Origin of the sequence: Streptomyces cinereoruber (assembly GCF_009299385.1) — a bacterium.
In the GTDB taxonomy this organism is placed as follows: domain Bacteria; phylum Actinomycetota; class Actinomycetes; order Streptomycetales; family Streptomycetaceae; genus Streptomyces; species Streptomyces bikiniensis.
The window spans coordinates 6,172,223-6,198,283 of sequence record NZ_CP023693.1; the positions used below are offsets into that span (position 1 = coordinate 6,172,223).

Genomic DNA, 26,061 nt, shown 5'->3' on the forward strand with positions numbered 1-26,061 from the left:
CGGGACCCGCTAGGTTCGACCCGGCGATGTGAGAGACCGTGAGAGATGAGAGGGTCTAGCGGGTGAGCGAGACACCACCGAACACCCTGCAGTACCGCGTCGACGGGCGGGAGGACGCCCCGGTCCTGGTCCTGGGGCCCTCCCTGGGGACCACGTTCCACATGTGGGACCGGCAGATCCCCGAACTCACGCGGGACTGGCGGATCGTACGCTTCGACCTCCCCGGGCACGGCGGCGCGCCCGCGCAGCCCTTCGGCTCCGTGGCCGAGCTGGGCGACCGGCTGCTCGCCACCCTCGACGCGCTCGGGATCCAGCGCTTCGGCTACGCGGGCTGCTCCCTCGGCGGGGCCGTCGGCCTCGACCTCGTGCTGCGGGCGCCCCACCGGGTCGCCTCGCTCGCCCTGGTCGCCACCTCGCCCCGGTTCGGCACCGCCGACGAGTTCCGGCAGCGGGGCGTCATCGTGCGGGCCAACGGCCTGGAGCCGATGGCCCGCACCGCCCCCGAGCAGTGGTTCACCCCGCTCTTCGCCGGCGCGCAGCCCGCCATCGTCGACTGGGCCGTGCAGATGGTCCGTACGACCGACCCCGCCTGCTACATCGCCGCCTGCGAGGCCCTCGCCGTCTTCGACGTCCGCGAGGCCCTCGACCGCGTCGGCGTCCCCACGCTCGTGCTCGTCGGCTCCGAGGACCAGGTCACCGGGCCCGCCGAGGCCCGCACCCTGGTCGCCGGCATCGCCGACGCCCGGCTCGCCGTCGTCCCCGGGGCCTCCCACCTGGCCCCCGTCGAGCAGCCCGCCGCCGTCACCGACCTGCTCCTCGACCACTTCGCCGGGACGGTCCAGGACACCAGCGGCGCCCTGACCGTGCCGCCGCTCCCCGCCGGGCCCGCGCCCGCCGCCGAGCCCGCGGCCCCCGCCCCGGCCGCCGAGCCCGCCGGGGACGCGCGCCCCGACCCGTACGAGAAGGGGCTCGGGCTGCGCCGCGAGGTGCTCGGCGACGCGCACGTGGACCGGGCCCTCGCCGAGGACCCCGACGGGACCCTCCAGGAGCTCGTCAACCGCTACGAGTGGGGCGAGGTCTGGAGCCGCGAGGGCCTCGACCGGCGCGTCCGCAGCGCCGTCACCCTCACCGCCCTCCTCGCCGGAGGCCACCGGGAGGCCCTCGCCGACCACACCCGGGCCGCCCTCCGCAACGGCCTCTCGCCCGACGAGATCCGCGAGATCGTCCTCCACGCGGGCGTGTACTGCGGCCTCCCGGCCGCCGAGACCGCCCTGCGGGTCGTCACCCGCGTCATCACGGAGGAGACCACGCCCCCGGCGTAGCCTGGCCCCGTGAAGCTGACGAAGAAGTCCCACGCCTGCGTCCGCTTGGAGAGGGACGGGCGGACGCTCGTCCTCGACCCCGGCGGGTTCACCGAGGAGGACGCCGCCCTCGGGGCCGACGCCCTGCTCGTCACCCACGAGCACCCCGACCACTTCGACGAGGGGCGGCTGCGGGCCGCCCTGGAGGCGAACCCGGCCGCCGAGATCTGGACGCTGCGCAGCGTCGCCGAGCGGATCTCGGCGGCCTTCCCAGGCCGGGTGCACACCGTCGGCCACGGCGACGCCTTCACGGCCGCCGGATTCGACGTCCAGGTCCACGGCGAGCTGCACGCCGTGATCCACCCGGACATCCCGCGCATCACCAACGTGGGCTACCTGGTCGACGGCTCCGTCTTCCACCCCGGCGACGCGCTCACCGTGCCCGACCACCCCGTCGACACGCTCCTGCTGCCCGTCATGGCCCCCTGGAACAAGATCTCCGAGGTCATCGACTACGTGCGCGAGGTGAGGCCGCGCCGGGCGTACGACATCCACGACGCCCTGCTCACCGACCTCGCCCGGCCGATCTACGACCGCCAGATCGGGGAGCTGGGCGGCACCGACCACGCCCGGCTCGCCCCCGGCAACTCCACCGAGGTCTGACCGCCCGCTGTCGGTGCCCGCCAGTAGGCTGGCGCCCATGCGCATCGCCACCTGGAACGTCAACTCGATCACCGCCCGGCTGCCCCGTCTCCTGGCCTGGCTGGAGAGCAGCGGCACCGACGTGCTGTGCATCCAGGAGACCAAGTGCACCGCCGAGCAGTTCCCCGCCGACGAGCTGCGGGAGCTGGGCTACGAGTCGGCGGTCAACGCCACCGGCCGGTGGAACGGCGTCGCGCTGCTCTCCCGGGTCGGCCTCGCCGACGTGGTCACGGGCCTGCCCGGCGGCCCCGAGTACGACGGGGCGCAGGAGCCCCGGGCGGTCTCCGCGACCTGCGGCCCGGTCCGCGTCTGGTCGGTGTACGTGCCGAACGGCCGCGAGGTCGCCCACGAGCACTACGCCTACAAGCTGCGCTGGCTGGAGGCGCTCAGGGCGGCCGTCGCCCAGGACGCGACCGGGGACCGCCCCTTCGCGGTCCTCGGCGACTACAACATCGCGCCGACCGACCAGGACGTCTGGGACATCGCCGTCTTCGAGGGCGCCACGCACGTGACGGAGCCGGAGCGGGCCGCGCTCGCGGCCCTGCGCGAGGCCGGTCTGCGCGACGTGGTCCCGCGCCCCCTCAAGTACGACCATCCCTTCACGTACTGGGACTACCGCCAGCTCGGCTTCCCGAAGAACAAGGGCATGCGGATCGACCTGGTCTACGGCAACAAGCCCTTCGCCGAAGCGGTCACGGACAGTTACGTGGACCGTGAGGAGCGCAAGGGCAAGGGCGCCTCGGACCACGCCCCCGTCGTCGTCGACCTGGACGTGTAGCCGGTCCGTCCGGCGCGCGGACCGCCGGTAACGGTCTCCGCGCGCCGAGTGGTGGACCGGGAGGGGTCGGTGCGAGGCTGTTCGGATGAACATCCCGTTTCTGGACAGCTGGCGCAAGCGGCACCATCCCGGCTCCCCGGATTCCCCGCCGGACGCCGCCTTCGACCGGGCGCCGGACGGGATGGCCGAGCTGTTCGCCGAGTGCGAGCTGCTGCGCGCCCGGGTCGAGGCGGCCGGGGTGGTCCTGGACGACACCCCCCGCTCCCTCCAGGAGCTCGACCAGCTGCCGCCCCGCTGGCGGGACGACCCGGAGGAGCTGCCCTGGTTCGGGAACGACGCCGGGCTCTACCTGGGCACGGTGATCGTCCGCAACGTCCCGGCCGCCCGCTGGCAGATGCGGCCCGGTGGCGGCCCGGTGGTGCAGCTAGCCTCCGGCCGGGAGATCCAGGTGGTCGAGGCGGGTCTCGACTGGGCGATGACGGGCGCGCCGCAGCTCTCCCAGGTGTACGCGGAGGCCGCCGAGTACTGACGCGTACGGCCCCGTACGCCTGTCGGCCGCCCCCCTTCCGCAGTAAATACGGCTAATCCCCGTTTCATGCGTGTCGTCCCTGAAGTCCTTTTTCGGGTGGATAGTTTGCGTGGGCCGCGACACCCACGGGAAGCGCGGCGTCCACGGGAAACGCGACACCGCTGAGAAATGGGGCAGGGCAGCGTATGGCCGTCGTCGATCCGCTGATCGAACTGCGTGGCGTCAACAAGCACTTCGGCGCCCTGCACGTCCTCCAGTCCATCGACCTCACCGTCGGCCGCGGGGAGGTGGTCGTCGTCATCGGACCCTCCGGCTCCGGCAAGTCCACCCTCTGCCGGGCGATGAACCGCCTGGAGAGCGTCGAGTCGGGCGAGATCCTCATCGACGGGCAGCCGCTCCCCGAGGAGGGCAAGGCGCTCGCCCGGCTGCGGGCCGAGGTCGGCATGGTCTTCCAGTCCTTCAACCTCTTCGCGCACAAGAGCGTCCTCGCGAACGTCTCCCTCGCGCAGGTCAAGGTCCGCAAGCGCAAGAAGGAGGAGGCCGACCGGCGCTCGCGCGAACTCCTCGCCCGCGTCGGCCTCGCCGCGCAGGCGGACAAGTACCCGGCCCAGCTCTCCGGCGGCCAGCAGCAGCGCGTGGCCATCGCCCGCGCCCTCGCCATGGACCCCAAGGCGCTCCTCTTCGACGAGCCGACCTCCGCGCTCGACCCCGAGATGATCAACGAGGTCCTGGAGGTCATGCAGCAGCTGGCCCGGGAGGGGATGACGATGGTGGTCGTCACCCACGAGATGGGCTTCGCGCGCTCCGCCGCCAACCGGGTCGTCTTCATGGCCGACGGCAGGATCGTCGAGGACCGTGCGCCGGAGGAGTTCTTCACCGCCCCGCGCAGCGAGCGCGCCAAGGACTTCCTCTCCAAGATCCTCAAGCACTGACCGGACGGGAACCATGCAGCGTACGCACCGGACCCTGGCCGCGCTCGCCCTGCTGCTCGCCGCGACGGCGACGCTCGGCGGCTGCGGCCGGGAGGGCAGCCCGCCCGTCAAGGGCCCGCAGCCCGACCGACTCCCCGTCTACCAGGTGAGGTCGGACTTCACCCTGCCCGACTCCGCCACCTGGAACCGGGCGAAGAAACGCGGCCGGCTCGTCGTCGGCGCCAAGGAGGACCAGCCCTACATGGGCGAGAAGGACCCCGCCTCCGGCCGCTACTCCGGCTTCGACATCGAGATCGCCAAGATGATGGCGGCCTCCCTCGGCTTCGACCCGGCCCGCGTCGAGTTCCGCACGATCGCCTCCGCCAACCGCGAGACCGCCCTGCAGAACGGCCAGATCGACTACTACGTCGGCACCTACACCATCAATGACAACCGCAAGAAGCTCGTCGGCTTCGCCGGGCCCTACTACCAGGCCGGCCAGTCCCTCCTGGTCCGCACCGACGAGGACGACATCGGCGGGCCCCAGGACCTGGCCGGCAAGCGGGTCTGCTCGGCCGCCGGCTCCACCCCGTACCAGCGCATCGAGAAGGACTACCCCAAGGCCGAACTCGTCGCCTACGACACGTACTCCGTCTGCGTCGACAACCTGCTGACCTTCCAGGTCGACGCGGTCACCACCGACGACACGATCCTCATGGGCTACGCCGCCAAGGTCCCCGACGAGCTCAAGGTGGTCGGCAAGCCGTTCTCGAAGGAGCCGTACGGCATCGGCGTCCCGCGCGGCGACGACGCCCTGCGGTTCGCCCTGGACGACGCCGTCGCCGCCCACCAGAAGAACGGCGACTGGAAGAAGGCGTACGACGCCACCCTCGGCCTCTCCGGGGTCCCCGCCCCGCCGCCGCCCGCCATCGACCGTTATCCGGCGAGCTGACCCGGAGGAGCCTCCCGACATGGACGTCCTGACCGACAACTTCTCCCTCTACGGAAAGGGGTTCCTCGGCACCGTCGAACTCACCGTCTACGCCTCGGCGCTCGCCCTCGTCCTCGGCTTCGTCATGGCCTCCTTCCGGGTCGCGCCCGTCGGCTCCCTCCGGGCCTTCGGCACGGTCTGGGTGACCGTCCTGCGCAACACCCCGCTGACCCTGCTCTTCTTCGCGGTCATGCTGGGGCTTCCCCGCTTCGGACTCGTCCTGCCCTTCGAACTGTTCGCCGTCCTCGCCCTCGGCTGCTACACCTCGGCCTTCGTCTGCGAGGTGCTGCGCTCCGGCATCAACACCGTGCCGCGCGGCCAGGGCGAGGCGGCCCGCAGCCTGGGCATGACCTTCACCCAGACCCTCGGCACGGTCGTCCTGCCGCAGGCCTTCCGCACCGTCATCCCGCCCATCGGCTCCACCCTGATCGCCCTCGCCAAGAACTCGGCGATCGCGGGGGCGTTCAGCGTCACCGAACTCCTCGGCACCTACAAGACCCTGAGCGAGCTCGGCTACAACATCGTCTGGACCTTCGTCTGGATCGCCGTCGGATACCTGATCATCACCCTCACCATCAGCGCCCTCTTCCACGTCATGGAGAAGCGCTGGGGAGTCGCCCGATGACCACCGAGTCCACCGCCCTCTACGACGTCCCCGGGCCGAGCGCCCGGCGGCGCCACCTCCTCTACGGCCTCGTCTCCACCGCCGTGCTCCTGGCCCTGGCCGGCTGGATCCTCCACCTCCTCTTCGACACCGACCAGTTCACCTCCGCCAAGTGGTCGCCCTTCCTCTACGAGGGCATCCAGGAGCTGCTGCTCAGGGGCCTCGGCAACACCCTGAAGGCCTTCGCCTGCGCGTCGGTCCTCTCGCTGGCCCTCGGCGCCGTCCTGGCCTGCGGCCGCCTCTCCGACCACCGCGTCCTGCGCTGGGCCTCCACCCTCTTCGTGGAGTTCTTCCGCGCGATGCCCGTCCTCGTGATGATCTTCTTCGTCTTCGTGGCGCTGAAGGTGCAGCCGCTGCCCGCCCTGGTCACCGGACTGACCCTCTACAACGGCTCCGTGCTCGCCGAGGTGTTCCGCACCGGCGTCCACGCCGTGGCGCGCGGCCAGGGCGAGGCGGCGTACGCGCTCGGCATGCGCAAGACGCAGGTGATGACGTACGTCCTGGTGCCCCAGGCCGTCCGCGCGATGCTGCCCGCCATCATCAGCCAGCTGGTGGTGGCCCTGAAGGACACCTCGCTCGGATTCCTCATCACCTACGAGGAGTTCCTGCACGCGGGCAAGCTGATCGCGTCCAACCTCGACTACGACCTGCCGTTCATCCCCGTCGTGCTCGTCATCTCTCCGATCTACATCGGGATGTGCATGCTGCTCTCCTGGTTCGCCACCTGGGTGGCCCGGCGGGAGCGCCGCGACCCGAGGGCGAAGGCCGTGGACGTCGCTCCGGCCGGACCGGGAGGGCCGCCGCCGGGAGGGCGGTAGAGGGAGCCGCACCCGCCCGGCGGCAGCCGGAGATCACTCCTTCCGCAGCGGCACCGACACGTACGACGGGTCGGCGGCCGGGGAGGAGAAGGTCAGCTGCGCGCCGGTCGGGTTGTGCTCGATGTAGAGCGGGTCGACGGTGTCGACGACCAGCGCGAGCCGGTGCCCGGCGGGCACGTCGTACGCCGTGGAGAACAGCTCCAGGTCGACGCCGAACGGCTGCCCGGGGGTCTTGCCGTGGAAGGTGTACGGGGCGTTGGTGACCAGCTTGCCGACGCCGAGCGGGCCCACGTCGTAGAGGTACGCGACGAGGGTGCCGCTCTCCTTGGTGGAGGCGACCGTGGTGTGCACCTTCACGGTGCCGCGCACCCGCTGCGGGGCGTCGTACCGCTCGGACTGCCAGACGCCGGCGAAGGCGCGGGGGAGGAGGGGGACGGAGACGACGGGCGGGGTGCGGAGGAACTGGTCCAGGGCGTTGGTGAGCAGGGTGACCCCGCCGTTGGCGCCGGAGTCGACGTTCGCCCACACCCGCTGCGTGCCGCCGAGGTCGAACTCGCGCTGGTTCGCGTGGACGGACTTCCAGTCCGGGTAGCCCTCGTAGCCGCCCGTGGACCGGGACTTGAGCTGGACGGGCTGCTCGCGGTCGATGCCGTTGTCGGCGCCCTTCAGGTAGCGGTCGAACCAGCGCTGGGCGTTGGCCCAGGTGTCGTTGGGCAGCCCGAACAGGCCGGTGAGTTCGGCGGTGGCGTGGTCGCCGGGGCGGAACTCCAGGCGCTTGGGGCCGGTCAGCTTCTCGTAGAAGCTCGCGTACTGGTTGGGCGGGAAGATGGTGTCGCCCCAGGCGTTGCCGAGCATGATCGCGGCGCCGTTGGCGTTGATGCGGTCGAGGTGGGTCACCGGGGAGCGCTTGCGGCCCCAGGCGATCATGTCCTCCTCCTTGGCCAGGTTGGAGGAGAGGAAGTCGCCCAGGACCTCCTTGAGTTCGGGGCCGGGGCGGCCGGTGAGGGCTCCGGCGCCGCCGAGCAGGGCGGCTGCCTGGAGGTGCTGAGTCCGGCCGCTGTAGATGGACTCGATGAGGTCGGCCCAGCCGCTGAGCGCGGCGACGGCCTTGACCCTCGGGTCGTGCGCGGCGGCGAGCAGGCTGATCCCGGCGCCGTACGAGACGCCTCCCATGCCCACCCGGTCGGGGTCGGCGGCGGTGTTCGCCAGGGCCCAGTCGATCACCTTGGAGGCGTCGGCGACGTCCTTGGGGCCCGCGGTCTCGATCTCCCCGCCGGACTGCCAGAAGCCGCGCGAGTTGTAACTCACCACGACGTAGCCGGCGTCGGCGAGCTTCCGCGCCGGGACGAGGTACTCGATCTGGGGCATGGCCCAGCTGGTGGGGAGCACGATCAGGGGGAGGCGGGCGCCGGGGGCGGCCCCGGCGGGGGCGATGACGTTCGCCTTGAGGACGGTGCCGCCCTCGCCCGCGATGTCGACGAAGCGGATGCCGGGGGAGCCGGCGGTCTCCACGGCCTGGGCGGCGGGGGCGGTCCCGAGGGCCGTCCCGGCCACGAGCGCGGCCGAGACGGCGAGGACCAGGGATGTGCGCACGGGGCACTCCTCACTGGGGACGCCGATGGGTGGTCGGCGATGGGGGGCAGTGAAAGTGACCCGACGGTAACCGCAGGTGCTTACCCGAGGTAACTCCCCGGTAAGTTACGTGGCGGTAACGATTGGTGTCCGGTCGGCGCCGTCGAGCGGGCCCACCGCCTCCGCGAAGTCCGCCCGCGCCTCCCCGTACCGCTTCGCCGCGACGAGGAACATCGCCCGGTCCGTCAGGGCCCGGGAAAGCCCCTCCGCCGTACGCCGGGCGAGCGCCACCTCCTCGTCGAAGAGGGGCCGGAGCGGTTCCTCGAACAGGTGGGTGCGGTCGGTCCACATCAGGGCGGACCGCACGGTCAGCCGGTGGTGCACGGTCGCGAGTCCGGTGAGCCGCCCCGCCGCCGACAGGCGCGCGGCCTCGGCCTCCAGGGCGGGGATGCCGTCGAAGTAGGCCTTCCGCGTGTCCCGCGACCAGCGGTGGAGGTGGGTGCCGAACGCCGGCGCCGGGGCCTCCGGCGACGCGGGAGGCTCCACCGTCCGGGCCGACAGGGCGTACAGGGTGGCCCACCAGGAGAGGATGTTGCTCCAGGTCCTGGGCTCGCCCGACTCCGCGAGCCGGTCGAGGACCGCCAGGGCCTCCCGCCGGTCCGCGCCGGCCTCTCCGTGCCGCCCGGCGGCGTCCAGCATCAGGGAGCGGTGCACGAGTTCCCACACCAGGTTGGCCAGCGCGGCGGAGTCGCTCTCCGTCTTCCGCCGCGTGTCGTCCACGAGCCCGGTGAAGACCGCCACCGCCTCCTCGCGCCGGCCGGCCGCCTCCAGTTCCGCCGCCCGCTCGACCGCCGACCAGAACGAGACCCCCGTCTCCGCGCCCGCTCCCCGCATCCGGAGGTCCGCCGCCTCCCCGTGGCGCCCCTCCTCGGCCAGCGCGACCGCCAGTCGGCCGCTTCCGTACGCCGGGTGCGCCACCTCTCCCCGTTCGAAGGCGGCCCGCCCGGCCTCGGCCAGTTCCTCGCAGACCGCGCGCCCCTCGGCCCGCCGCCCCAGCTCGAAGAGCGCGTGCTCGTACGCCTCCAGGGCGTCGCGGAGCGCCCCGGTCCTCCGCGGGTGGCCGGCGCCGATGCGCCGGGCCGCGTCGGCTGCCTCCGCGTGCAGCGGCAGCCGCCGCTCCGGGCCGCGCCGGTGCCCCACCTCGTACCCGTACGAGACCAGCGCCCGGACGAGCTTCGGCAGATACGCCGCCGGGCTCACCTTCGCGAGGACCCGGTACGCCTCGACCTCCTGGGGCAGGCCGAGCCGCCCCGATCCGAGCAGCATCGTCCTCGCCCGCAGGACCGCGTCCTGATCGATGTTCTGACTGATGTTCCCGGAGTGATTCATGACGGTGATTCTGGGAGCCGGGGGAGGGACCGGACAAGGCTCGCGAACTGTGCGTTCGGTCCTACGAAAAACGCCTCTGACCTGTCATGATGGTGACGTCTTCACCCCGTCGGGCCCCTCCCGGTCAGGTCGTCGCCGCCGGTTCGGTGGCGGTGGCGCCGGAGGGCTCGGGCGCCGGGGGAGCCGTACGGGCCGCGCTCGTCACGTCGGCGACCAGTTCCACCACGTCGGGGCCGTACGCCTCCGAGTTGACCACCTTCAGGAGCAGCACGAACGAGCCGCCGCGGTGACGGCGGGCCAGGGTCTCGTGGTGGCGGGCCAGATAGCGGGTCGCCGCCTGGTTGGTGATCGCCCGCTGACCGCAGAAGAGGAAGACCGGCCGGTGCCCCTCCCCGGCCGTGAGCCGGGCCAGGATCACGTACTCCGACCGTCCCTTCTCCATGAGGTACCGCTCGGCGCCTATCGTGATCGAGCCCCGCACCTCGGACGGCTCGACGTCCACGTTCACCCGCACGCCCGGCAGCAGGGTGGTCAGGTGCGCGGCCATGCGCCTGTTTGAATACGGCCCGCCGACGCAGAACTCGGTGCGGTCGCCGAAGCCCTGGTGGGTCTGGTCCTGCGGCAGGATGCGGGCCTGCGCGCCGCAGTCCTTGATCAGCGCGGAGAGTTCGAGCATCGCGAAGACGTCGTAGCGGTGCACCACGTTGTCCCCGCCGGACTCCCGGTTGACCACGAGCAGGCACTCCGAGCCGCCGGGGAGGCCGAAGAAGGCCTGCTTGCGGCGGAGTCTCCGCCGCCACCGGTACGTGCGGCCGAGCCAGCCGAGGGAGGCACTGATCCCGGTGGCGAGCACCCCGAGCACGATGTTGCGCACGTCTTCGTTCATGGGCGCGCATGCTAGCGGCCATCCGGGTTCCCGTTCGAGGCCCCGTTCGAGGCGTTCCTGACGGAAGGGGACGGGGGAAGTTACGCTGCGCGGACGCCTGTTGACCGGAGGTACGAATGCGACGCTCCACCGCCGGCAAGATCTCCGTCCTCGCCGTCACGGCGACGGTGTTCTCGATGGGCGCCGCCGCGCCGCCGACGACGGCGAAACCACCCCTCAAGGAGCCCGTCGCGACCGGCTACGGCGGGGCCGTCGCCAGTGTCGACGCCGACGCCTCGGCCGCCGGGATCGAGATCCTGCGCAAGGGCGGCAACGCGGTCGACGCCGCCGTCGCCGTCGCGGCCGCGCTCGGCGCCACCGAGCCCTACTCGGCCGGCATCGGGGGCGGCGGCTACTTCGTGTACTACGACGCGAAGAGCCGCAGCGTGCACACCGTCGACGGGCGCGAGACCGCGCCCCGCTCCGCCGACGCGCACCTCTTCACGGAGAACGGCGTCCCCATCCCCTTCGAGGAGGGCATGACCAGCGGGCGGGGCGTCGGCACCCCCGGCACCCCGGCGACCTGGAAGTCCGCCCTCGACGCCTGGGGCAGCAAGCGGCTCTCCACCCTCCTCGAACCCGCCGAACGCCTCGCCCGCGAGGGCTTCACCGTGGACGAGACCTTCCGCTCCCAGACGGCCGCCAACGAGGCCCGCTTCCGCGACTTCCCCGCCTCCTCGGCCCTCTTCCTGCCCGGCGGGCGGCTGCCCGAGGTCGGCTCCCGCTTCACGAACCCCGACCTGGCCCGTACGTACGAGAAGCTGGGGCGCGAGGGCGTCGGCGCGCTCTACGAGGGGCCGCTCGCCCGGGACATCGTCAACACCGTCCGCAAGCCCCCCGTCCGCCCCGGCGCCACCCGGAACGTGCGCCCCGGCGACCTGACGGAGCGCGACCTGGCCGCGTACCGGACCGTGTTCCGCGCGCCGACGAAGGTCTCGTACCGGGGGCTCGACGTCTACGGCATGGCCCCCTCGTCCTCCGGCGGCACCAGCGTCGGCGAGGCGCTGAACATCCTGGAGAACACCGACCTCTCCCGCGCCTCGCAGGCCCGCTACCTGCACCGGTTCATCGAGGCGAGCCGCATCGCCTTCGCCGACCGGGGCCGCTGGGTCGGGGACCCGGCCTTCGAGTCCGTGCCGACGCGCGGCCTGCTCTCGCAGCGGTTCGCGGACTCCCGCGCCTGCCTGATCCGCGACGACGCCGTCCTGACCAGCCCGCTCGCGCCCGGCGACCCCCGCGACCCGGCGCGGTGCGCCCCCGGCGGGACCGCCGCCCCGACCACGTACGAGGGCGAGAACACCACCCATCTGACGGTGGCCGACAAGTGGGACAACGTCGTCGCGTACACCCTCACCATCGAGTCCACCGGCGGCAGCGGGATCACCGTGCCCGGCCGGGGCTTCCTGCTCAACAACGAGCTGACCGACTTCTCCTTCGCCCCGGCGAACCCGGCGGTGCACGACCCGAACCTGCCCGGTCCCGGCAAGCGGCCGCGCTCCTCGATCTCCCCGACGATCGTCCTCGACCGGCACGACAGGCCCGTCCTCGCGCTCGGCTCCCCGGGCGGCGCCACCATCATCACCACCGTCCTCCAGACCCTCACCGGGGTCGTCGACCGGGACCTGCCGCTCGTCGAGGCGATCGCCGCGCCGCGCGCCAGCCAGCGCAACCAGACCACCACCGAACTCGAACCCGGCCTGTGGAACAGCCCCGTCCGCGCCGACCTGGAGGTGATCGGGCACGGCTTCCGGCAGAACCCGGAGATCGGCGCCGCGACCGGCGTCCAACGGCTGCCGGACGGCCGCTGGGTGGCCGCAGCGGAGAAGGTCCGCCGGGGTGGCGGCTCCGCGATGGTGGTCCGGCCGGCGGGACGGTGACCGGCGGGAGGGCCGGCGCCTACAGCGCCGTCAGGACGCGCGGGCCGTCGTCCGTGATCGCCACCGTGTGCTCGACGTGGGCGGCGCGCGAGCCGTCGACCGTGCGCATCGTCCAGCCGTCCCGCGCCGTGTAATAGTCGTCCGTGCCGCCGGCGATCAGCATCGGCTCGATCGCGAGCGTCATCCCGTGGCGCAGTCTCATGCCCCGACCCGGGCGTCCCTCGTTGGGGACGCCCGGGTCCTCGTGCATGGTGCGGCCGATGCCGTGCCCGCCGAAGCCGTCCGGGACGCCGTATCCGGCGGCCCGGCAGACCCGGCCGATCGCGTGCGCGACGTCCCCGATCCGGTTGCCGACGACGGCCGCCGCCATGCCGGCCTCCAGGGCCTCCTCCGCCGTGGCGATCAGCCGCGCGTCCTCCGGCCGCGCCGGGCCCACCGTGAAGCTGACGGCCGCGTCGCCCGCCCAGCCGCCGAGCAGCGCCCCGCAGTCCACCGACACCAGGTCGCCCGGCGCGAGCGGGGTGTCGTCCGGGACGCCGTGCACGATCGCGTCGTTCACCGAGACGCACACCACCGCCGGGAACGGCACCGGCGCCCACTCCGGGCGGTAGCCGAGGAAGGGCGAGGCGGCGCCCGCCGCGTCCAGCACCTCGCGCGCGACCCGGTCGAGCTCCGTCGGCCGGACACCGGGCGCGGCCTTCTCCCGCGCGGCCGCCAGGGCGCGGGCCACCACCCGTCCGACCTCGCGCATGGCCGCCAGGGATTCGTTCGTCTTGATCTCCACCATGCCAATTACTATACCGGTATTAGAATGGTCCCCATGGTGCGCACACCCCTGACCCCCGAAGAGCGCGAGCGCGGCGAGCGCCTGGGCCTGCTCCTGCGCGCGGCGCGCGGCGAGCGGTCCATGGCCGAGATCGCCGCGGCCGCCGGCCTCTCCGCCGAGACCCTCCGCAAGATCGAGACGGGCCGGGCCCCGACCCCGGCCTTCTTCACCGTCGCGGCCCTCGCCGGAGTCCTCGACCTCTCCATGGACGACCTGGTGACGCACTGCGTCCCGGCCCCCGTCTGAGCGGCCGGACGTCCCCGGCCTTAGGCTCCCGGCATGATTCCCGAGGAGCTGCGGCGCGGCCGCTACGTCAGTCTCACCACCTTCCGGAAGAACGGCACGGGGGTCGCGACGCCCGTCTGGTACGCGGTGGAGGGCTCCGAGCTGTACGCCTGGACCCGCACCGACTCCTGGAAGGTCAAGCGGTTGCGCAACGACCCCCGGGTCGAGGCCGCCGTCTGCGACATGCGCGGCAACATCCCCGAGGGCGCCGCGCGCCTGACCGGCGAGGCGCGTCTCGTGACGGGGGAGGAGCTGCGCCGCGTCCGGAAGCTGCTCCTGCGCAAGTACACCTGGCAGTTCTGGTTCGTCGACGTGCCGGCCACGGTCTTCCGGCTCGGCAAGCGCCCGCACACCGGGATCGTCGTGCGCTTCCCGTGAGGGCGGGGCGGCCACCCGCGCGAAAACGGTCCGTAGTCGTCCCGTAACACGACTGCGGTCCAATACCTGCGGACCGTACGGTTCCAGTCGATCGCGGGGCAGGTGCGTAACGCATGACGGTGACTCATACGCCGCCGGAAACAGCCGAGTTCACCCATTGGCTGGCGGGCCTCACGGCCCGCCTGCGGCCGGACGCCGGGTGGTACGGGGTCTTCGCCGCCCGCGACCCGGAGGGCCTGCGCGCCTGCCTCGACGGTACGGAACTGCTGCCCTGGGACGTCGTCTCGTCCCTGCTCCAGGACGCCGGCGAGACCGCCGACGGACCCTTCGCGGTCCGGGGCCGCGCGCTGTACGCGGCGGCCGCGGGCGCCCACGACCGCCGGCCCGGCGCGGCGGCGGCGCTCGCCGAACGCCGGGAGCTCATGGAGCGCGAACGCCGGTACGCCGAGTCCCGCGCCCGCGAGCTGGAGGAACGCCTCCGTACGGTCCCGGGGCCCGGCCCCGAGGAGGCCGCCCGCCTGGAGCGCGACCTCGCCTGGACCCGCGACGACCTGGCCAGGGCCACCGCCCGGGTCGCGGAGCTGACGGCACGGCTGGGAGCACGACCGGCGGGGGAGCGGGGGGTGGCCCCGGTGGCCGCCGCCGGGGCTCTGGAGGTCGTTCCCTCCGCCGCCCCCGTGAAGCCGGAGCGGGCCGTCAAGGCCGAGCGCCGCCCCCGGGGCGCCCGGTACGCCTGGCTGGAGGAGAGCGACGAGGCGCGGGAGGCGGAGGCCGTACCCGCGCCCGTGCTCCCGGCAGGAGGCGCGGCGCCCCGGGGCGCCCGCTTCGGTGGCGGCGCCGGGCCCGGGGAGCCCGGCGGAGGGGCGGTCGGGGGGTCGGCCGGGAGGCCTGCCGGGGCCCTGGGGGAGGACCCCGCCGAGGCCGCCCGCGCGGCGGCGAACGCCGTCTACGCCCTGCGCAGGCTCCGCGCCCGGGGCCGTGGCGGCGAGGCCCACGCCCTGCTCTGCGAGGCGCTGGGCGGCCCGCCCGCCCGGCTGCCCGCGCTCGCCGACGAGCTGCACCGGGCCGGACTCGGCGCCGACTGGTCCACCCTCCTCTGGGAGGCGGCCTCGCTGCCGCCCGACCGGCTCGCAGCCGTCGCCGGGGTCCTCGCCGACGCGGGCCGGACGGCCGACTGCGAGCGGCTCCTCCGCCAGGGCGTGGCCCGCCCGGTCGAGGAACTGGCCGGAGCCTGCGCCGCCCTGCGTGCCGAGGAGCACCACCGCGAGGCCCACGCCCTCCTGACCGCCTTCGTCCGGGTCCGCGCCCCCGAGGACGCGGCCCGCCTCGCCGGTGCCGATCCGCGCGGACTCGTCCCCCAACTCCTCGACGCGGCCCGCGCGGTGTCCGCCGCCCGCGAGCGCGACCTCCTCCACGCCCTCCGCGTGGCGGGCCTGGCGGGCGTCTGAGGGACGAGGAGCGCCGGGACCGGACCGGACCGGACCGGTGGACGTACGCGTACAGCTCCCCACGTGTCGGTACGTGTCCGGTGTGGACCACTCGGGTATGAAACATGATCGACCCGGTCGGTTCGCGGCGGCGGTCTTGCTCCGGGATGTGACGGGGCTTACGTTCTCCTCCTACGCACCGCGTCTACGTGCGTAGAGGCTCTCTGACGCCGTGCCGAAGGAGCAGCTCATGACCGACGTCGTACGCGCCGCGCTCGTCCAGGCATCCTGGACCGGCGACACCGAATCCATGATCGCCAAACACGAGGAGTACGCCCGGGAGGCCGCCCGGCAGGGCGCGAAGGTGATCGGCTTCCAGGAGGTGTTCAACGCCCCCTACTTCTGCCAGGTGCAGGAGGCCGAGCACTACCGCTGGGCCGAGCCCGTGCCCGACGGGCCGACCGTCAGCCGGATGCGGGACCTCGCCCGCGAGACCGGGATGGTGATCGTGGTCCCCGTCTTCGAGATCGAGGGCGAGGGCTTCTACTACAACACCGCCGCCGTGATCGACGCCGACGGCAGCTACCTCGGCAAGTACCGCAAGCACCACATCCCCCAGGTCAAGGGCTTCTGGGAGAAGTACTACTTCCGCCCGGGCAACATCGGCTGGCCGGTCTTCGACACCGCCGTCGGCAAGGTCGGCGTCTACATCTGCTACGACCGCCACTTCCCGGAGGGCTGGCGCCAACTCGGTCTCAACGGAGCCCAGTTGGTCTACAATCCGTCCGCCACCCACCGCGGTCTCTCCGCCCACCTCTGGCAGCTGGAGCAGCCGGCCGCCGCCGTCGCCAACGAGTACTTCGTCGCCGCCATCAACCGCGTCGGCGTCGAGGAGTACGGCGACAACGACTTCTACGGCACCAGTTACTTCGTCGACCCGCGCGGCCGCTTCGTCGGCGACGTCGCCTCCGACAAGGCCGAGGAACTGGTCGTCCGCGACCTCGACTTCGGCCTCATCGAGCAGGTCCGGCAGCAGTGGGCCTTCTACCGGGACCGCCGCCCCGACGCGTACGACGGGCTGGTGAAGCCGTGAACGACCTCCACGACCGGCACCGGGCCGTCATCCCCGACTGGGTCGCCCTCTACTACCGCGACCCCCTGGAGATCACCCACGGCGAGGGCCGCCACGTCTGGGACGCCGAGGGGCGTCGGTACCTCGACTTCTTCGGCGGCATCCTCACCACCATGACCGCCCACGCCCTGCCCGAGGTCACCAAGGCCGTCGCCGAGCAGGCCGGACGGATCATCCACTCCTCGACGCTCTACCTCAACCGGCCCATGGTGGAGCTGGCCGAGCGGATCGCCGGGCTCTCCGGCATCCCCGACGCCCGGGTCTTCTTCACCACCTCCGGCACCGAGGCCAACGACACCGCCCTCCTCCTGGCCACCGCGTACCGCGGCTCGAACCAGATCCTGGCGATGCGCAACAGCTACCACGGGCGCTCCTTCTCCACCGTCGGCATCACCGGCAACCGCGCCTGGTCGCCCACCGGCCTCTCCCCGCTCCAGACGCTCTACGTGCACGGCGGCGTCCGCACCCGCGGACCCTACGCGCACTACGGCGACGAGGAGTTCACCGAGGCCTGCGTCGCCGACCTCGAAGACCTCCTCGGGCACACCCGGAACGTCGCCGCCCTCATCGCGGAGCCCATCCAGGGCGTCGGCGGCTTCACCTCCCCGCCCGACGGCCTGTACGCCGCCTTCCGCCGCGTCCTCGACCGGCACGGCATCCTGTGGATCGCGGACGAGGTGCAGACCGGCTGGGGCCGCACCGGCGAGCACTTCTGGGGCTGGCAGGCCCACGGCCAGGCCGGGCCGCCCGACATCCTCACCTTCGCCAAGGGCATCGGCAACGGCATGTCGGTCGGCGGGGTCGTCGCCCGCGCCGAGGTCATGAACTGCCTCGACGCCAACTCCATCTCCACCTTCGGCGGTTCGCCGGTCACCATGGCCGCCGGGCTCGCCAACCTCTCGTACCTCCTGGAGCACGACCTCCAGGGCAACGCGCGCCGGGTCGGCGGCCTCCTCATCGAACGGATCAGAGCCGCTTGCGCCGGAGTTCCCGCCGTACGGGAGGTGCGCGGCCGCGGCCTCATGATCGGCATCGAGCTCACCGAACCGGGCACCGACCGCGCGAATCCCGACGCGGCCGCCGCCGTCCTGGAGGCGGCCCGCGAGAACGGCCTGCTCATCGGCAAGGGCGGCGGGCACGACACGAGCACCCTGCGCATCGCGCCGCCGCTCTCCCTCACCGTCTCCGAGGCCGAGGAGGGCGCCGCGCTCCTCGAAGCGGCCCTCCGGACCCTGTAGCCCCCGCCGGCCGCCCCGCAGTTCCGACTCAGCGACAGGGAGAGTCCCGTGAGCACCCGTACCCTCATCCGGGGCGGTCTCGTCGTCACCGCCGCCGACGAGGTCCACGCCGACGTGCTGATCGAGGACGGCCGCGTGGCCGCCCTCGCGGCCCACGGCTCGGACGCGGCGGCCGGCTGGACCGCCGACCGGACCATCGACGCCACCGACCGCTACGTCATCCCGGGCGGCGTCGACGCCCACACCCACATGGAGCTGCCCTTCGGCGGCACCTTCGCCTCCGACACCTTCGAGACCGGCACCCGCGCCGCCGCCTGGGGCGGCACCACCACCATCGTCGACTTCGCCGTCCAGAGCGTGGGCCACAGCCTGCGCGAAGGACTCGACGCCTGGTACGCCAAGGCCGACGGCGTCTGCGCGGTCGACTACGCCTTCCACATGATCCTCTCCGACGTCAACGAGCACACGCTCAAGGAGATGGACAAGCTGGTCCAGGAGGGGATCTCCTCCTTCAAGCTCTTCATGGCCTACCCCGGCGTCTTCTACAGCGACGACGGCAAGATCCTGCGCGCCATGCAGCGCTCCGCCGAGAACGGCGGGCTGATCATGATGCACGCCGAGAACGGCATCGCCATCGACGTCCTGGTCGAACAGGCCCTCGCCCGGGGCGAGACCGACCCCCGCCACCACGGCGAGGTCCGCAAGGCCCTCCTGGAGGCGGAGGCCACCCACCGCGCGATCCAGCTCGCCCGAGTGGCCGGCGCCCCGCTCTACGTCGTCCACGTGTCGGCCGAGGAGGCGGTGGCGGAGCTGGCCGCCGCCCGGGACAAGGGGCTGCCCGTCTTCGGCGAGACCTGCCCCCAGTACCTCTTCCTGTCCACCGACAACCTCGCGGAGCCGGACTTCGAGGGCGCCAAGTACGTGTGCAGCACGCCCCTGCGGCCCAAGGAGCACCAGGCGGCGCTGTGGCGGGGCCTGCGCACCAACGACCTCCAGGTGGTCTCCACCGACCACTGCCCCTTCTGCTTCACCGGGCAGAAGGACCTCGGCCGGGGCGACTTCTCCAAGATCCCCAACGGCCTCCCCGGGGTGGAGAACCGCATGGACCTCCTCCACCAGGCCGTCGTGGACGGGCACATCTCCCGGCGCCGCTGGATCGAGATCGCCTGCGCCACCCCGGCCCGGATGTTCGGCCTCTACCCGCAGAAGGGCACGCTCGCGCCCGGCGCCGACGCGGACGTCGTCATCTACGACCCGCACGCCACGCAGACCCTGTCGGCCGAGACCCACCACATGAACGTCGACTACTCGGCGTACGAGGGCAGGACCGTCACCGGGCGGGTCGAGACCGTGCTGTCCCGGGGAGAGGTCGTCATCGACCGGCGCACGTACGTCGGCCGCGCCGGGCACGGGGTCTTCACCCCCCGCTCCACCTGTCAATACCTGAACTAGGAGACCGTGCCTTGGACTTCGGACTCGTCCTGCAGACCGACCCGCCCGCCTCGCAGGTCGTCGGCCTGATGCGTCGCGCGGAACGCAACGGCTTCCGCTACGGCTGGACCTTCGACTCCGCCGTGCTCTGGCAGGAACCCTTCGTCATCTACAGCCAGATCCTCGCCAACACCACCAAGCTGCACGTCGGCCCCATGGTCACCAACCCGGGGACGCGGACCTGGGAGGTGACGGCCTCCACCTTCGCCACCCTCAACGACATGTACGGCAACCGGACCGTCTGCGGCATCGGCCGCGGCGACTCCGCCATGCGCGTCGCCGGCCGCAAACCCAACACCCTGGCCCGCCTGGGCGAGGCCATCGACGTCATCCGCGACCTGGCGGAGGGCCGCGAGGCCGAGGTCGACGGCAGCCCGATCCGCATCCCCTGGATCAAGAACGGCAAGCTGCCCGTCTGGATGGCGGCGTACGGACCCAAGGCCCTCGCGCTCGCCGGGCAGAAGGCCGACGGCTTCATCCTCCAGCTCGCCGACCCCTTCCTCACCGAGTGGATGGTCAAGGCGGTGCGGGAGGCGGCCCGGGACGCGGGCCGCGACCCCGACGCCCTCACGATCTGCGTCGCCGCCCCCGCGTACGTCACCGCCGACGACTCCCCGCAGGCGCTCGCCCACGCCCGGGACCAGTGCCGCTGGTTCGGCGGCATGGTCGGCAACCACGTCGCCGACCTGGTCGCCAAGTACGGCGAGCACTCGGGCATGGTCCCCGAGGAGCTGACCGCGTACATCAAGGACCGGCACGGCTACGACTACTCCCACCACGGCCGCGCCGGGAACCCCTCCACCGACTTCGTCCCCGACGAGATCATCGACCGCTTCTGCCTCCTCGGCCCCGCCGAGGCCCACGTCGAGAAGCTCCGCCACCTGAAGGACCTCGGCGTCGACCAGTTCGCCGTCTACGCCATGCACGACGACCGCGAGGGCACCGTCGACGCCTACGGCACCGGAGTCGTCCCGGCCCTCCGCTGACGCCCGGTCGAGCCCCGGTCGAGGAACGGTCGACGGGGTGGCGCGGATGGCCGGAAAGGATTGCGTCGGAGGCGGCGCGGCGAGGATGCTCGTCGCGTGCCGCCCCGCCGGCGGGCGCCGTGCTCCTCGGCCGACCCGCCTGTTTCCGCAGGGGATTCGGTCCGCTCTCCGGAAGGCACTCAAACTGTGATACTCAAACTGTAGTATCGGCGGTGCGGTTGCCACCTGGACGGAGTGAGTGCATGGACGGGCAGGACGAGGTGCTGGACAGCTCGACGGGCTGGGTCGCCACGCACGTGCGGCGGTACCTGGCGAGCGACGGGGCCAGCGGGCACATCTGGTACGGGAAGCCGACGCTCGTGCTGACCACCCGGGGGCGCACGTCCGGGGCGCTGCGGCGGACCGGACTGATCTACGGGGAGGACGGCGGGAACTTCGTCGTCGTCGGGTCCAACGGAGGATCCGACCGGAATCCGCAGTGGTACCTGAACCTGCTCGCCGACCCGCGGGCCCGGATCCAGGTGGCGGCCGACGTGCACGAGGTCGTCGCCCGGGAGGCCGAGGGGGAGGAGCGGGACCGGCTCTGGGACGCGATGGTCGCGATCTTCCCGCAGTACAAGAGCTACCGGAAGAAGACCGAGCGGAGGATCCCCGTCGTGGTGCTGGAGCCGCGGGATTCCTGAGTTCGTGTGCGTGCGGTGACGGGAGGGCTGGGGAGCCCCCGTCGCCGAGTGGGGCGGGCCGACGCGGTGGGGGCCCTGTCTTCGGGGGGCCACCGCGTCGGTTCCCCCTGCTCGATGTCCGTACGTCGTAAGGGGAGTGCTGTGGGGAGATTCAGCCGCCGGGGGTTCCTGACCGCGGCAGCGGCGGGGGCCGCGACCGTGACCGCGACGGGGGGCGCGCAGGCGGAGACGGGCAGGCCGCCCAGGTCCACGCCGTGCGCCCCCGAGACGCGGATCACGACCGTGGGGGCGGACGACGCCCGGTACCACGAGCTGGTCGCCAGGGGGTTCAACGGACGGTTCACCGGAGCGCCCGACCAGGTGCACGTGGTGCACTCGGCCGCGCAGGTCGCCCAGGTGCTGACCGCCGCGGTGCGGGCGGGCAAGCGGGTCGGCGTCCGCAGCGGCGGGCACTGCTTCGAGAACATCGCCGACCACCGTGACGTCAAGGTGCTCATCGACACCTCGCCGATGCGCGCCGTCCACTTCGACCGGGAGCACCGGGCGTTCGCCGTCGAGCCGGCCGCCACGCTCGCCGACGTGTACCGCACCCTGTACTACGACCACGGCGTCACCCTGCCCGCCGGGGTGTGCCCGCAGGTCGGGGCCGGAGGCCACGTCGCCGGCGGCGGGTACGGCCCGCTGACCCGCCGCGACGGCACCGTCGTCGACCACCTGTACGGCGTCGAGGTCGTCGTCGTGGACGCCTCCGGGCAGGCCAAGGTCGTCACCGCCACCCGCGAACCCGACGACCCCCAAAGGGAGTTGTGGTGGGCCCACACCGGGGGCGGCGGCGGCAACTTCGGCATCGTCACCCGCTACCTGTTCCGCTCCCCGGGCGCCACGCGCAGGAGCGAACCCGAGGCGCTCCTGCCGAAGCCGCCCACCCGGCTCCGCACCACCTTCGTCACCTGGGCGTGGGCCGACCTCGACCTGGCCCGCTTCACCCGGATCGTGCGGAACTACAGCCGGTGGTTCGAGGCGCACCACGCCGATCCGCGCTACGGCAGCCTCTACAGCACCCTGCACCTCAACACCCATGCCATCGGCGCCGTCTCGATGGAGATCCGCTTCGACGGCGGCCGGCCCGACGCGGTCGATCTGATCGACCGGTTCGTCGCGGCGGTCAACGAGGGCAGCGGGCTGACGCCGGCGATCGAGTACCAGGACGACCTGTGGCTCCAGGCCACGCTGGGCGCCCGCTTCGACACCGGCGGATACGACCGGCACAAGTCGAAGAGCGCCTACCTGCGGCGCACCTGGACCGCCGAGCGGATCGCGATCGTGCACCGCCACCTGACCGACCCGTCCTTCGAGGGATGGGGGGCGGTCGACCTCTACTCGTACGGCGGCCGGGCGAACGCCGTGCCGCCCGCCGCGACCGCGCTGCCGCAGCGCGACTCGATCCTCAAGGCCTGGTTCTCCGTGACCTGGATGGACCCGGCCACCGACGACCTGCACCTGCGCTGGATCCGCGAGCTGTACCGGGACGTCTTCGGGGACACCGGCGGCGTCCCCGTGCCCAACGCCGACCACGACGGCTGCTACATCAACTACCCGGACACCGACGTCGCCGACCCGGCCTGGAACACCTCCGGCGTGCCCTGGACGACCCTCTACTACAAGGACAACTACCCCAGGCTCCAGCGGGTCAAGGCCGCCTGGGACCCGCGGGACGTCTTCCACCACCCGCTCTCCGTCCGGCTGCCCTGACGCCGCCCCGGGCACCCCACCCGAACACCGCACGACCCATTCCAACACCGCACGGAAGGAAACGCGCTCGTGGAGTCACGCCGAGCCGTCGACACGCACCTCACCCTGGGCGGAGACCTCACCGTCCGCCGCCTGGGCTTCGGCGCGCTGCGGCTGACCGGCCCCCACCACTGGGGACCCCCGGCCAGGCCGGAGAAGGCGATGGAGGTCGCGCGGGAGGCGGTCGCGCTCGGCGTGACCTTCATCGACACCGCCGACGTCTACGGGCTCGGCGCCAACGAGGAACTGCTCGCCGCGGCCCTCCACCCGTACGCCCCCGGCCTCGTCGTCTCCACCAAGGCGGGCGAGGTCCGGCCGGGGCCGCACCAGTGGCGGGCCCTCGGGAAGCCCGACTACCTGCGCCAGCAGGCCGAGTTGAGCCTGCGCCGGCTGCGCCTCGAACGCGTCGAGCTGTTCCAGCTGCACCGGGTCGACCCGCAGGTCCCGCTGGAGGACCAGGTCGGGGCGCTCAAGCAGCTCCAGGACGAGGGGAAGATCCGGCACATCGGGCTCTCCGAGGTGACCGTCGAGCAGATCGAACGGGCCCGCGCCGTCGCCCCCGTCGTCAGCGTCCAGAACAAGTACGGCCTCGGCGACCGCCGTTACGACCCCGAGCTGGCCCACTGCGAGCGGGAGGGCATCGGCTTCATCGCCTGGAAACCGCTCGCCGGGGCCGTCCGCCCGGCCGCCGGCAGCGCCCTGGCCCGGGTCGCCGCGGAGACCGGCGCGACACCGGCCCAGGTGGCGCTCGCCTGGCTGCTGGGCCGTTCGCCGGTGATGATGCCGATCCCCGGCACCTCCTCGGTCGGACACCTGAGGGCCAACATGGCCGCCGAGGGGATCGTGCTCGACGAGAAGCAGACGGCGCTGCTCGACCAGGGGTGACCGCGACGACCGGGAGGGCCCGGCGGCCACGGCCGCCGGGCCCTCCCGGCACGTCCGGTTCAGGAACGCATCTCGTCCGCCACGGCCATCACGTAGGAGCCGTACCCGGAGCGGGAGAGCCGGGCGCCCAGCCGGTGGCACGCCTCCGCGTCGATGAAGCCCATCCGCAGCGCGATCTCCTCCAGGCAGGCGATCCGCACGCCCTGCCGGTCCTCCATCGTCTGCACGTACTGGCCGGCCTGGAGCAGCGACTCCGGCGTGCCGGCGTCGAGCCAGGCGAACCCCCGCCCGAAGGACACGAGCGAGGCGCGCCCGGCGTCCAGGTAGACCCGGTTGACGTCGGTGATCTCCAGTTCGCCACGGGGCGACGGGCGCACCTGCCGGGCGATCTCCACGACGTCGTTGCTGTACAGGTAGAGGCCCGTGATGGCGAGGTTCGACCGGGGCTTCTCCGGCTTCTCGGCCAGCGACACCAGCCGCCCGTCCTCGTCGACCTCGCCGACGCCGTACCGCTCCGGATCGGTCACCGGGTAGCCGAAGAGGACACAGCCGTCGAGGTCCCGCCGGTGCGTGGCGAGCAGGTCGTAGAAGCCGTTCCCGTGGAAGATGTTGTCGCCGAGGACGAGCGCGACGTCGTCGTCCCCGATGTGCTCGGCGCCGATGAGGAACGCCTGCGCCAGCCCCTCCGGGACCGGCTGCTCCGCGTAGCTGAGGGAGAGCCCCAGGTGGCTCCCGTCCCCGAGGAGCCGTCGGATCTGGGGGATGTCGCCGGGCAGCGCGATGATCAGTACGTCGCGGACGTCGGCGAGCATGAGCGCCGAGAGCGGGTAGTAGATCAGCGGCTTGTCATTCACCGGAAGTAATTGTTTCGAAACGGCGAGGGTGATGGGATGCAAACGGCTTCCATGACCGCCTGCGAGGATAATTCCTTTCACGTCTCCTCCTATTCGGGAGTCTTCTCGAAGACCCTAGGGGGCGGCGTCGGGGCAAACAACGAAGGATTTGCCGGAGTCGACCGTCGTACTAGGTCGGGGGTGATTCGGGCGCTTCTGTCCGGCCTCTTCGAACGGTTCTCGAGTCTGCCGCTTCCGCTTCTGTGTAAGGTTCGGTGCGTGTCTGCGGCCCATTGCGAGATCGACCAGGAAGGAAGGTAGGGCGATGGCGAAGGAACTGACCGCCGAGCGACTCTTCGGGATCCTGCGCGAATGTGCGGGAGAAGAGGAATACGTCACCGGATCGGAAAGTGCGCTCGACGTGGAGTTCACCGAGCTGGGGTACGACTCCCTGGCCCTCCTGGAGACCACCGCCCGGGTCTCCCGGGAGTACCGGGTGGAGATCCCGGAGGAGGAGCTGGCGGACGTGCGGACGCCGGCCGCTTTTTTGAAGACCGTCAACCGGCTGCTGGCCGTGGCGTGACCGCCGCGCAGTCCCGCCGTGGCCGAGCCGTCCCGACCTCCGGCAGGCCCCGGCCGCGAGGTGCCGCACCGCGGCCCCTGTCCGGAAGATCCGGTTCCGCGGACCTCCGGGAACGCTCCGGGGGGCCGTCACGTTGAAGGACCTGGCAAGCACTGTCTGAAGCTGACCTCTGGGGGAACCACTGTGAAGCTAGGTGTCTTAGGGCCGTTGTCCGTGCGGGTCGGCGAGGATTCGCACACGCCGAGCGCACCCAAGATGAGAAGTGTTCTGGCGACGCTCCTCGTGCACGCCGACCAGGTCGTGCCCGTCTCGTCGCTGATCCGGGAGCTATGGGACGAGGACCCGCCCGTCAGCTGCCTGACCACCCTGCAGACGTACATCCTCAACCTGCGCAAACTCCTCGCCTCGGCCGCCGGACTGACCTCCCGGCAGGTCGCCTCCGAGATACTCGTGACCCGCTCCGGCGGTTACCTCTTCCGCACCGGCCAGGACGACCTGGACGTGCACCGCTTCCACGAGCTCGTCGCGGACGGACGCCGAGCCCTGTCCTCCGGGGACGACGTGACCGCCCTCGCCACCCTCACCAGCGCGCTCCAGATCTGGCGCGGGCCGGCCCTGGTCGACGTCGCCGCCGGCCGCATCATCGAAGGGCGCCGCCAGCAGTTCGAGGAGTCCCGGCTCGTCGTCCTCGAGTACCTCGTCGACACGCAGCTGCGGCTCGGCATGTACCGCGAGGTCCTCACGGAGCTGGCCGCGCTCACCGCGGACAACCCGTACCACGAGGGGCTGCACGCCCAGTACATGCGCGCCCTGTACCTCAACGGGCGGCGGGCCCAGGCCCTGGAGGTCTTCCAGCGGCTCCGGGTCAACTTGGTGAACCACCTCGGACTGGAGCCCGGCCTCATCGCCCAGGAACTGCACCGGTCCATCCTCAACGCGGAACCGATCGACGCCCAGGGCGGCCTGCGCCGCCCCATCGGCGACATCGTCCGCATGTCCTCCGCGGGCGCCTCGCGCGTCTACTGACACCCCGTGGGGCCCGGGTCCGCGCGGACCCGGGCCCCAC

26 protein-coding genes are annotated in these 26,061 nt (G+C 72.4%); 21 read left to right on the plus strand and 5 right to left on the minus strand.

Annotation, left to right across the window (positions count from 1 at the left end):
- Positions 1-62 precede the first annotated feature (62 nt).
- The 8 genes from pcaDC to CP977_RS27850 all read left to right on the plus strand — a co-directional run bounded on the left by pcaDC (position 63) and on the right by CP977_RS27850 (position 6,694).
- A complete protein-coding gene (gene pcaDC, locus CP977_RS27815; protein ID WP_062751512.1) occupies positions 63-1,322 on the plus strand; it encodes a bifunctional 3-oxoadipate enol-lactonase/4-carboxymuconolactone decarboxylase PcaDC in 1,260 nt (419 codons plus the stop codon).
- 9 nt (positions 1,323-1,331) lie between these two features.
- On the plus strand, positions 1,332-1,964 hold the full coding sequence (locus tag CP977_RS27820; protein WP_062751511.1) for an MBL fold metallo-hydrolase: 633 nt from the start codon (positions 1,332-1,334) through the stop codon (positions 1,962-1,964).
- 37 nt (positions 1,965-2,001) lie between these two features.
- Positions 2,002-2,781, plus strand: coding sequence for an exodeoxyribonuclease III (locus CP977_RS27825; RefSeq protein WP_062751510.1), 780 nt, complete (start codon positions 2,002-2,004; stop codon positions 2,779-2,781).
- Positions 2,782-2,866: 85 nt separating this feature from the next.
- Positions 2,867-3,310, plus strand: a complete 444-nt coding sequence (locus CP977_RS27830) for a DUF6278 family protein (RefSeq protein ID WP_109184363.1) — start codon at positions 2,867-2,869, stop codon at positions 3,308-3,310.
- A 185-nt stretch (positions 3,311-3,495) separates the two neighbouring features.
- Complete coding sequence (locus CP977_RS27835; RefSeq protein WP_062751508.1) at positions 3,496-4,242, plus strand: amino acid ABC transporter ATP-binding protein; 747 nt, start codon at positions 3,496-3,498, stop codon at positions 4,240-4,242.
- 13 nt (positions 4,243-4,255) lie between these two features.
- Entirely contained in the window at positions 4,256-5,173 is a 918-nt protein-coding gene (locus CP977_RS27840; RefSeq protein ID WP_062751507.1) for a glutamate ABC transporter substrate-binding protein, read from the plus strand.
- 19 nt (positions 5,174-5,192) lie between these two features.
- A complete protein-coding gene (locus CP977_RS27845; RefSeq protein WP_062751506.1) occupies positions 5,193-5,837 on the plus strand; it encodes an amino acid ABC transporter permease in 645 nt (214 codons plus the stop codon).
- Entirely contained in the window at positions 5,834-6,694 is an 861-nt protein-coding gene (locus CP977_RS27850) for an amino acid ABC transporter permease (RefSeq protein WP_062751505.1), read from the plus strand. Before CP977_RS27845 ends, CP977_RS27850 begins: the two co-directional genes overlap by 4 nt.
- A 33-nt stretch (positions 6,695-6,727) precedes the next feature.
- Here the strand turns inward: CP977_RS27850 and CP977_RS27855 are convergent, their stop codons facing one another.
- The 3 genes from CP977_RS27855 to CP977_RS27865 all read right to left on the minus strand — a co-directional run bounded on the left by CP977_RS27855 (position 6,728) and on the right by CP977_RS27865 (position 10,541).
- Positions 6,728-8,287: an alpha/beta fold hydrolase gene (locus CP977_RS27855; RefSeq protein ID WP_062751504.1), complete on the minus strand. Its 1,560-nt coding sequence runs from the start codon at positions 8,285-8,287 to the stop codon at positions 6,728-6,730.
- 105 nt (positions 8,288-8,392) lie between these two features.
- Positions 8,393-9,655 (minus strand): hypothetical protein, encoded by a 1,263-nt coding sequence (locus CP977_RS27860; protein WP_152371009.1) that lies wholly within the window; start codon positions 9,653-9,655, stop codon positions 8,393-8,395.
- 124 nt (positions 9,656-9,779) lie between these two features.
- On the minus strand, positions 9,780-10,541 hold the full coding sequence (locus tag CP977_RS27865; RefSeq protein WP_062751502.1) for a hypothetical protein: 762 nt from the start codon (positions 10,539-10,541) through the stop codon (positions 9,780-9,782).
- A gap of 116 nt (positions 10,542-10,657) precedes the next feature.
- Here CP977_RS27865 and ggt point away from each other — a divergent pair, with 116 nt between their 5' ends.
- Positions 10,658-12,457, plus strand: a complete 1,800-nt coding sequence (ggt, locus tag CP977_RS27870) for a gamma-glutamyltransferase (protein ID WP_152371010.1) — start codon at positions 10,658-10,660, stop codon at positions 12,455-12,457.
- A gap of 19 nt (positions 12,458-12,476) precedes the next feature.
- On the opposite strand, the gene map is transcribed toward ggt, so the two are convergent.
- Positions 12,477-13,244: a type I methionyl aminopeptidase gene (gene map, locus CP977_RS27875; RefSeq protein WP_152371011.1), complete on the minus strand. Its 768-nt coding sequence runs from the start codon at positions 13,242-13,244 to the stop codon at positions 12,477-12,479.
- Positions 13,245-13,277: 33 nt separating this feature from the next.
- Between map and CP977_RS27880 the strand changes: the two genes are divergently transcribed.
- From CP977_RS27880 to CP977_RS27925, 10 genes are all read left to right on the plus strand, one after another.
- Positions 13,278-13,529 (plus strand): helix-turn-helix domain-containing protein, encoded by a 252-nt coding sequence (locus CP977_RS27880; RefSeq protein WP_062756768.1) that lies wholly within the window; start codon positions 13,278-13,280, stop codon positions 13,527-13,529.
- Positions 13,530-13,562: 33 nt separating this feature from the next.
- On the plus strand, positions 13,563-13,946 hold the full coding sequence (locus tag CP977_RS27885; protein ID WP_062751499.1) for a PPOX class F420-dependent oxidoreductase: 384 nt from the start codon (positions 13,563-13,565) through the stop codon (positions 13,944-13,946).
- A 113-nt stretch (positions 13,947-14,059) separates the two neighbouring features.
- Positions 14,060-15,394, plus strand: coding sequence for a UL36 very large tegument protein (locus CP977_RS27890; RefSeq protein WP_152371012.1), 1,335 nt, complete (start codon positions 14,060-14,062; stop codon positions 15,392-15,394).
- Positions 15,395-15,623: 229 nt separating this feature from the next.
- On the plus strand, positions 15,624-16,466 hold the full coding sequence (locus CP977_RS27895) for a nitrilase-related carbon-nitrogen hydrolase (RefSeq protein WP_062751498.1): 843 nt from the start codon (positions 15,624-15,626) through the stop codon (positions 16,464-16,466).
- Positions 16,463-17,743, plus strand: coding sequence for an aspartate aminotransferase family protein (locus CP977_RS27900; RefSeq protein ID WP_062751497.1), 1,281 nt, complete (start codon positions 16,463-16,465; stop codon positions 17,741-17,743). The genes CP977_RS27895 and CP977_RS27900 overlap by 4 nt, the downstream gene beginning before the upstream one ends.
- Positions 17,744-17,791: 48 nt before the next feature.
- The gene (hydA, locus tag CP977_RS27905) at positions 17,792-19,195 is read left to right on the plus strand and encodes a dihydropyrimidinase (protein WP_062751496.1); all 1,404 of its coding nucleotides are present in this window, start codon (positions 17,792-17,794) and stop codon (positions 19,193-19,195) included.
- Positions 19,196-19,206: 11 nt separating this feature from the next.
- Positions 19,207-20,220, plus strand: coding sequence for a TIGR03842 family LLM class F420-dependent oxidoreductase (locus CP977_RS27910; protein WP_109184370.1), 1,014 nt, complete (start codon positions 19,207-19,209; stop codon positions 20,218-20,220).
- 242 nt (positions 20,221-20,462) lie between these two features.
- Positions 20,463-20,903 (plus strand): nitroreductase family deazaflavin-dependent oxidoreductase, encoded by a 441-nt coding sequence (locus CP977_RS27915; RefSeq protein WP_062751494.1) that lies wholly within the window; start codon positions 20,463-20,465, stop codon positions 20,901-20,903.
- Between the two features lie 273 nt (positions 20,904-21,176).
- Positions 21,177-22,655 (plus strand): FAD-binding oxidoreductase, encoded by a 1,479-nt coding sequence (locus tag CP977_RS27920; RefSeq protein WP_152371655.1) that lies wholly within the window; start codon positions 21,177-21,179, stop codon positions 22,653-22,655.
- A 69-nt stretch (positions 22,656-22,724) separates the two neighbouring features.
- The gene (locus CP977_RS27925; protein ID WP_109184371.1) at positions 22,725-23,579 is read left to right on the plus strand and encodes an aldo/keto reductase; all 855 of its coding nucleotides are present in this window, start codon (positions 22,725-22,727) and stop codon (positions 23,577-23,579) included.
- A 59-nt stretch (positions 23,580-23,638) separates the two neighbouring features.
- Here the strand turns inward: CP977_RS27925 and rfbA are convergent, their stop codons facing one another.
- On the minus strand, positions 23,639-24,514 hold the full coding sequence (gene rfbA, locus CP977_RS27930) for a glucose-1-phosphate thymidylyltransferase RfbA (RefSeq protein WP_062751492.1): 876 nt from the start codon (positions 24,512-24,514) through the stop codon (positions 23,639-23,641).
- 223 nt (positions 24,515-24,737) lie between these two features.
- On the opposite strand from rfbA, the gene CP977_RS27935 reads away from it, so the two are divergent.
- Positions 24,738-24,995, plus strand: a complete 258-nt coding sequence (locus CP977_RS27935; RefSeq protein ID WP_152371013.1) for an acyl carrier protein — start codon at positions 24,738-24,740, stop codon at positions 24,993-24,995.
- A 255-nt stretch (positions 24,996-25,250) separates the two neighbouring features.
- The gene (locus CP977_RS27940; protein ID WP_062751490.1) at positions 25,251-26,021 is read left to right on the plus strand and encodes an AfsR/SARP family transcriptional regulator; all 771 of its coding nucleotides are present in this window, start codon (positions 25,251-25,253) and stop codon (positions 26,019-26,021) included.
- Positions 26,022-26,061 lie beyond the last annotated feature (40 nt).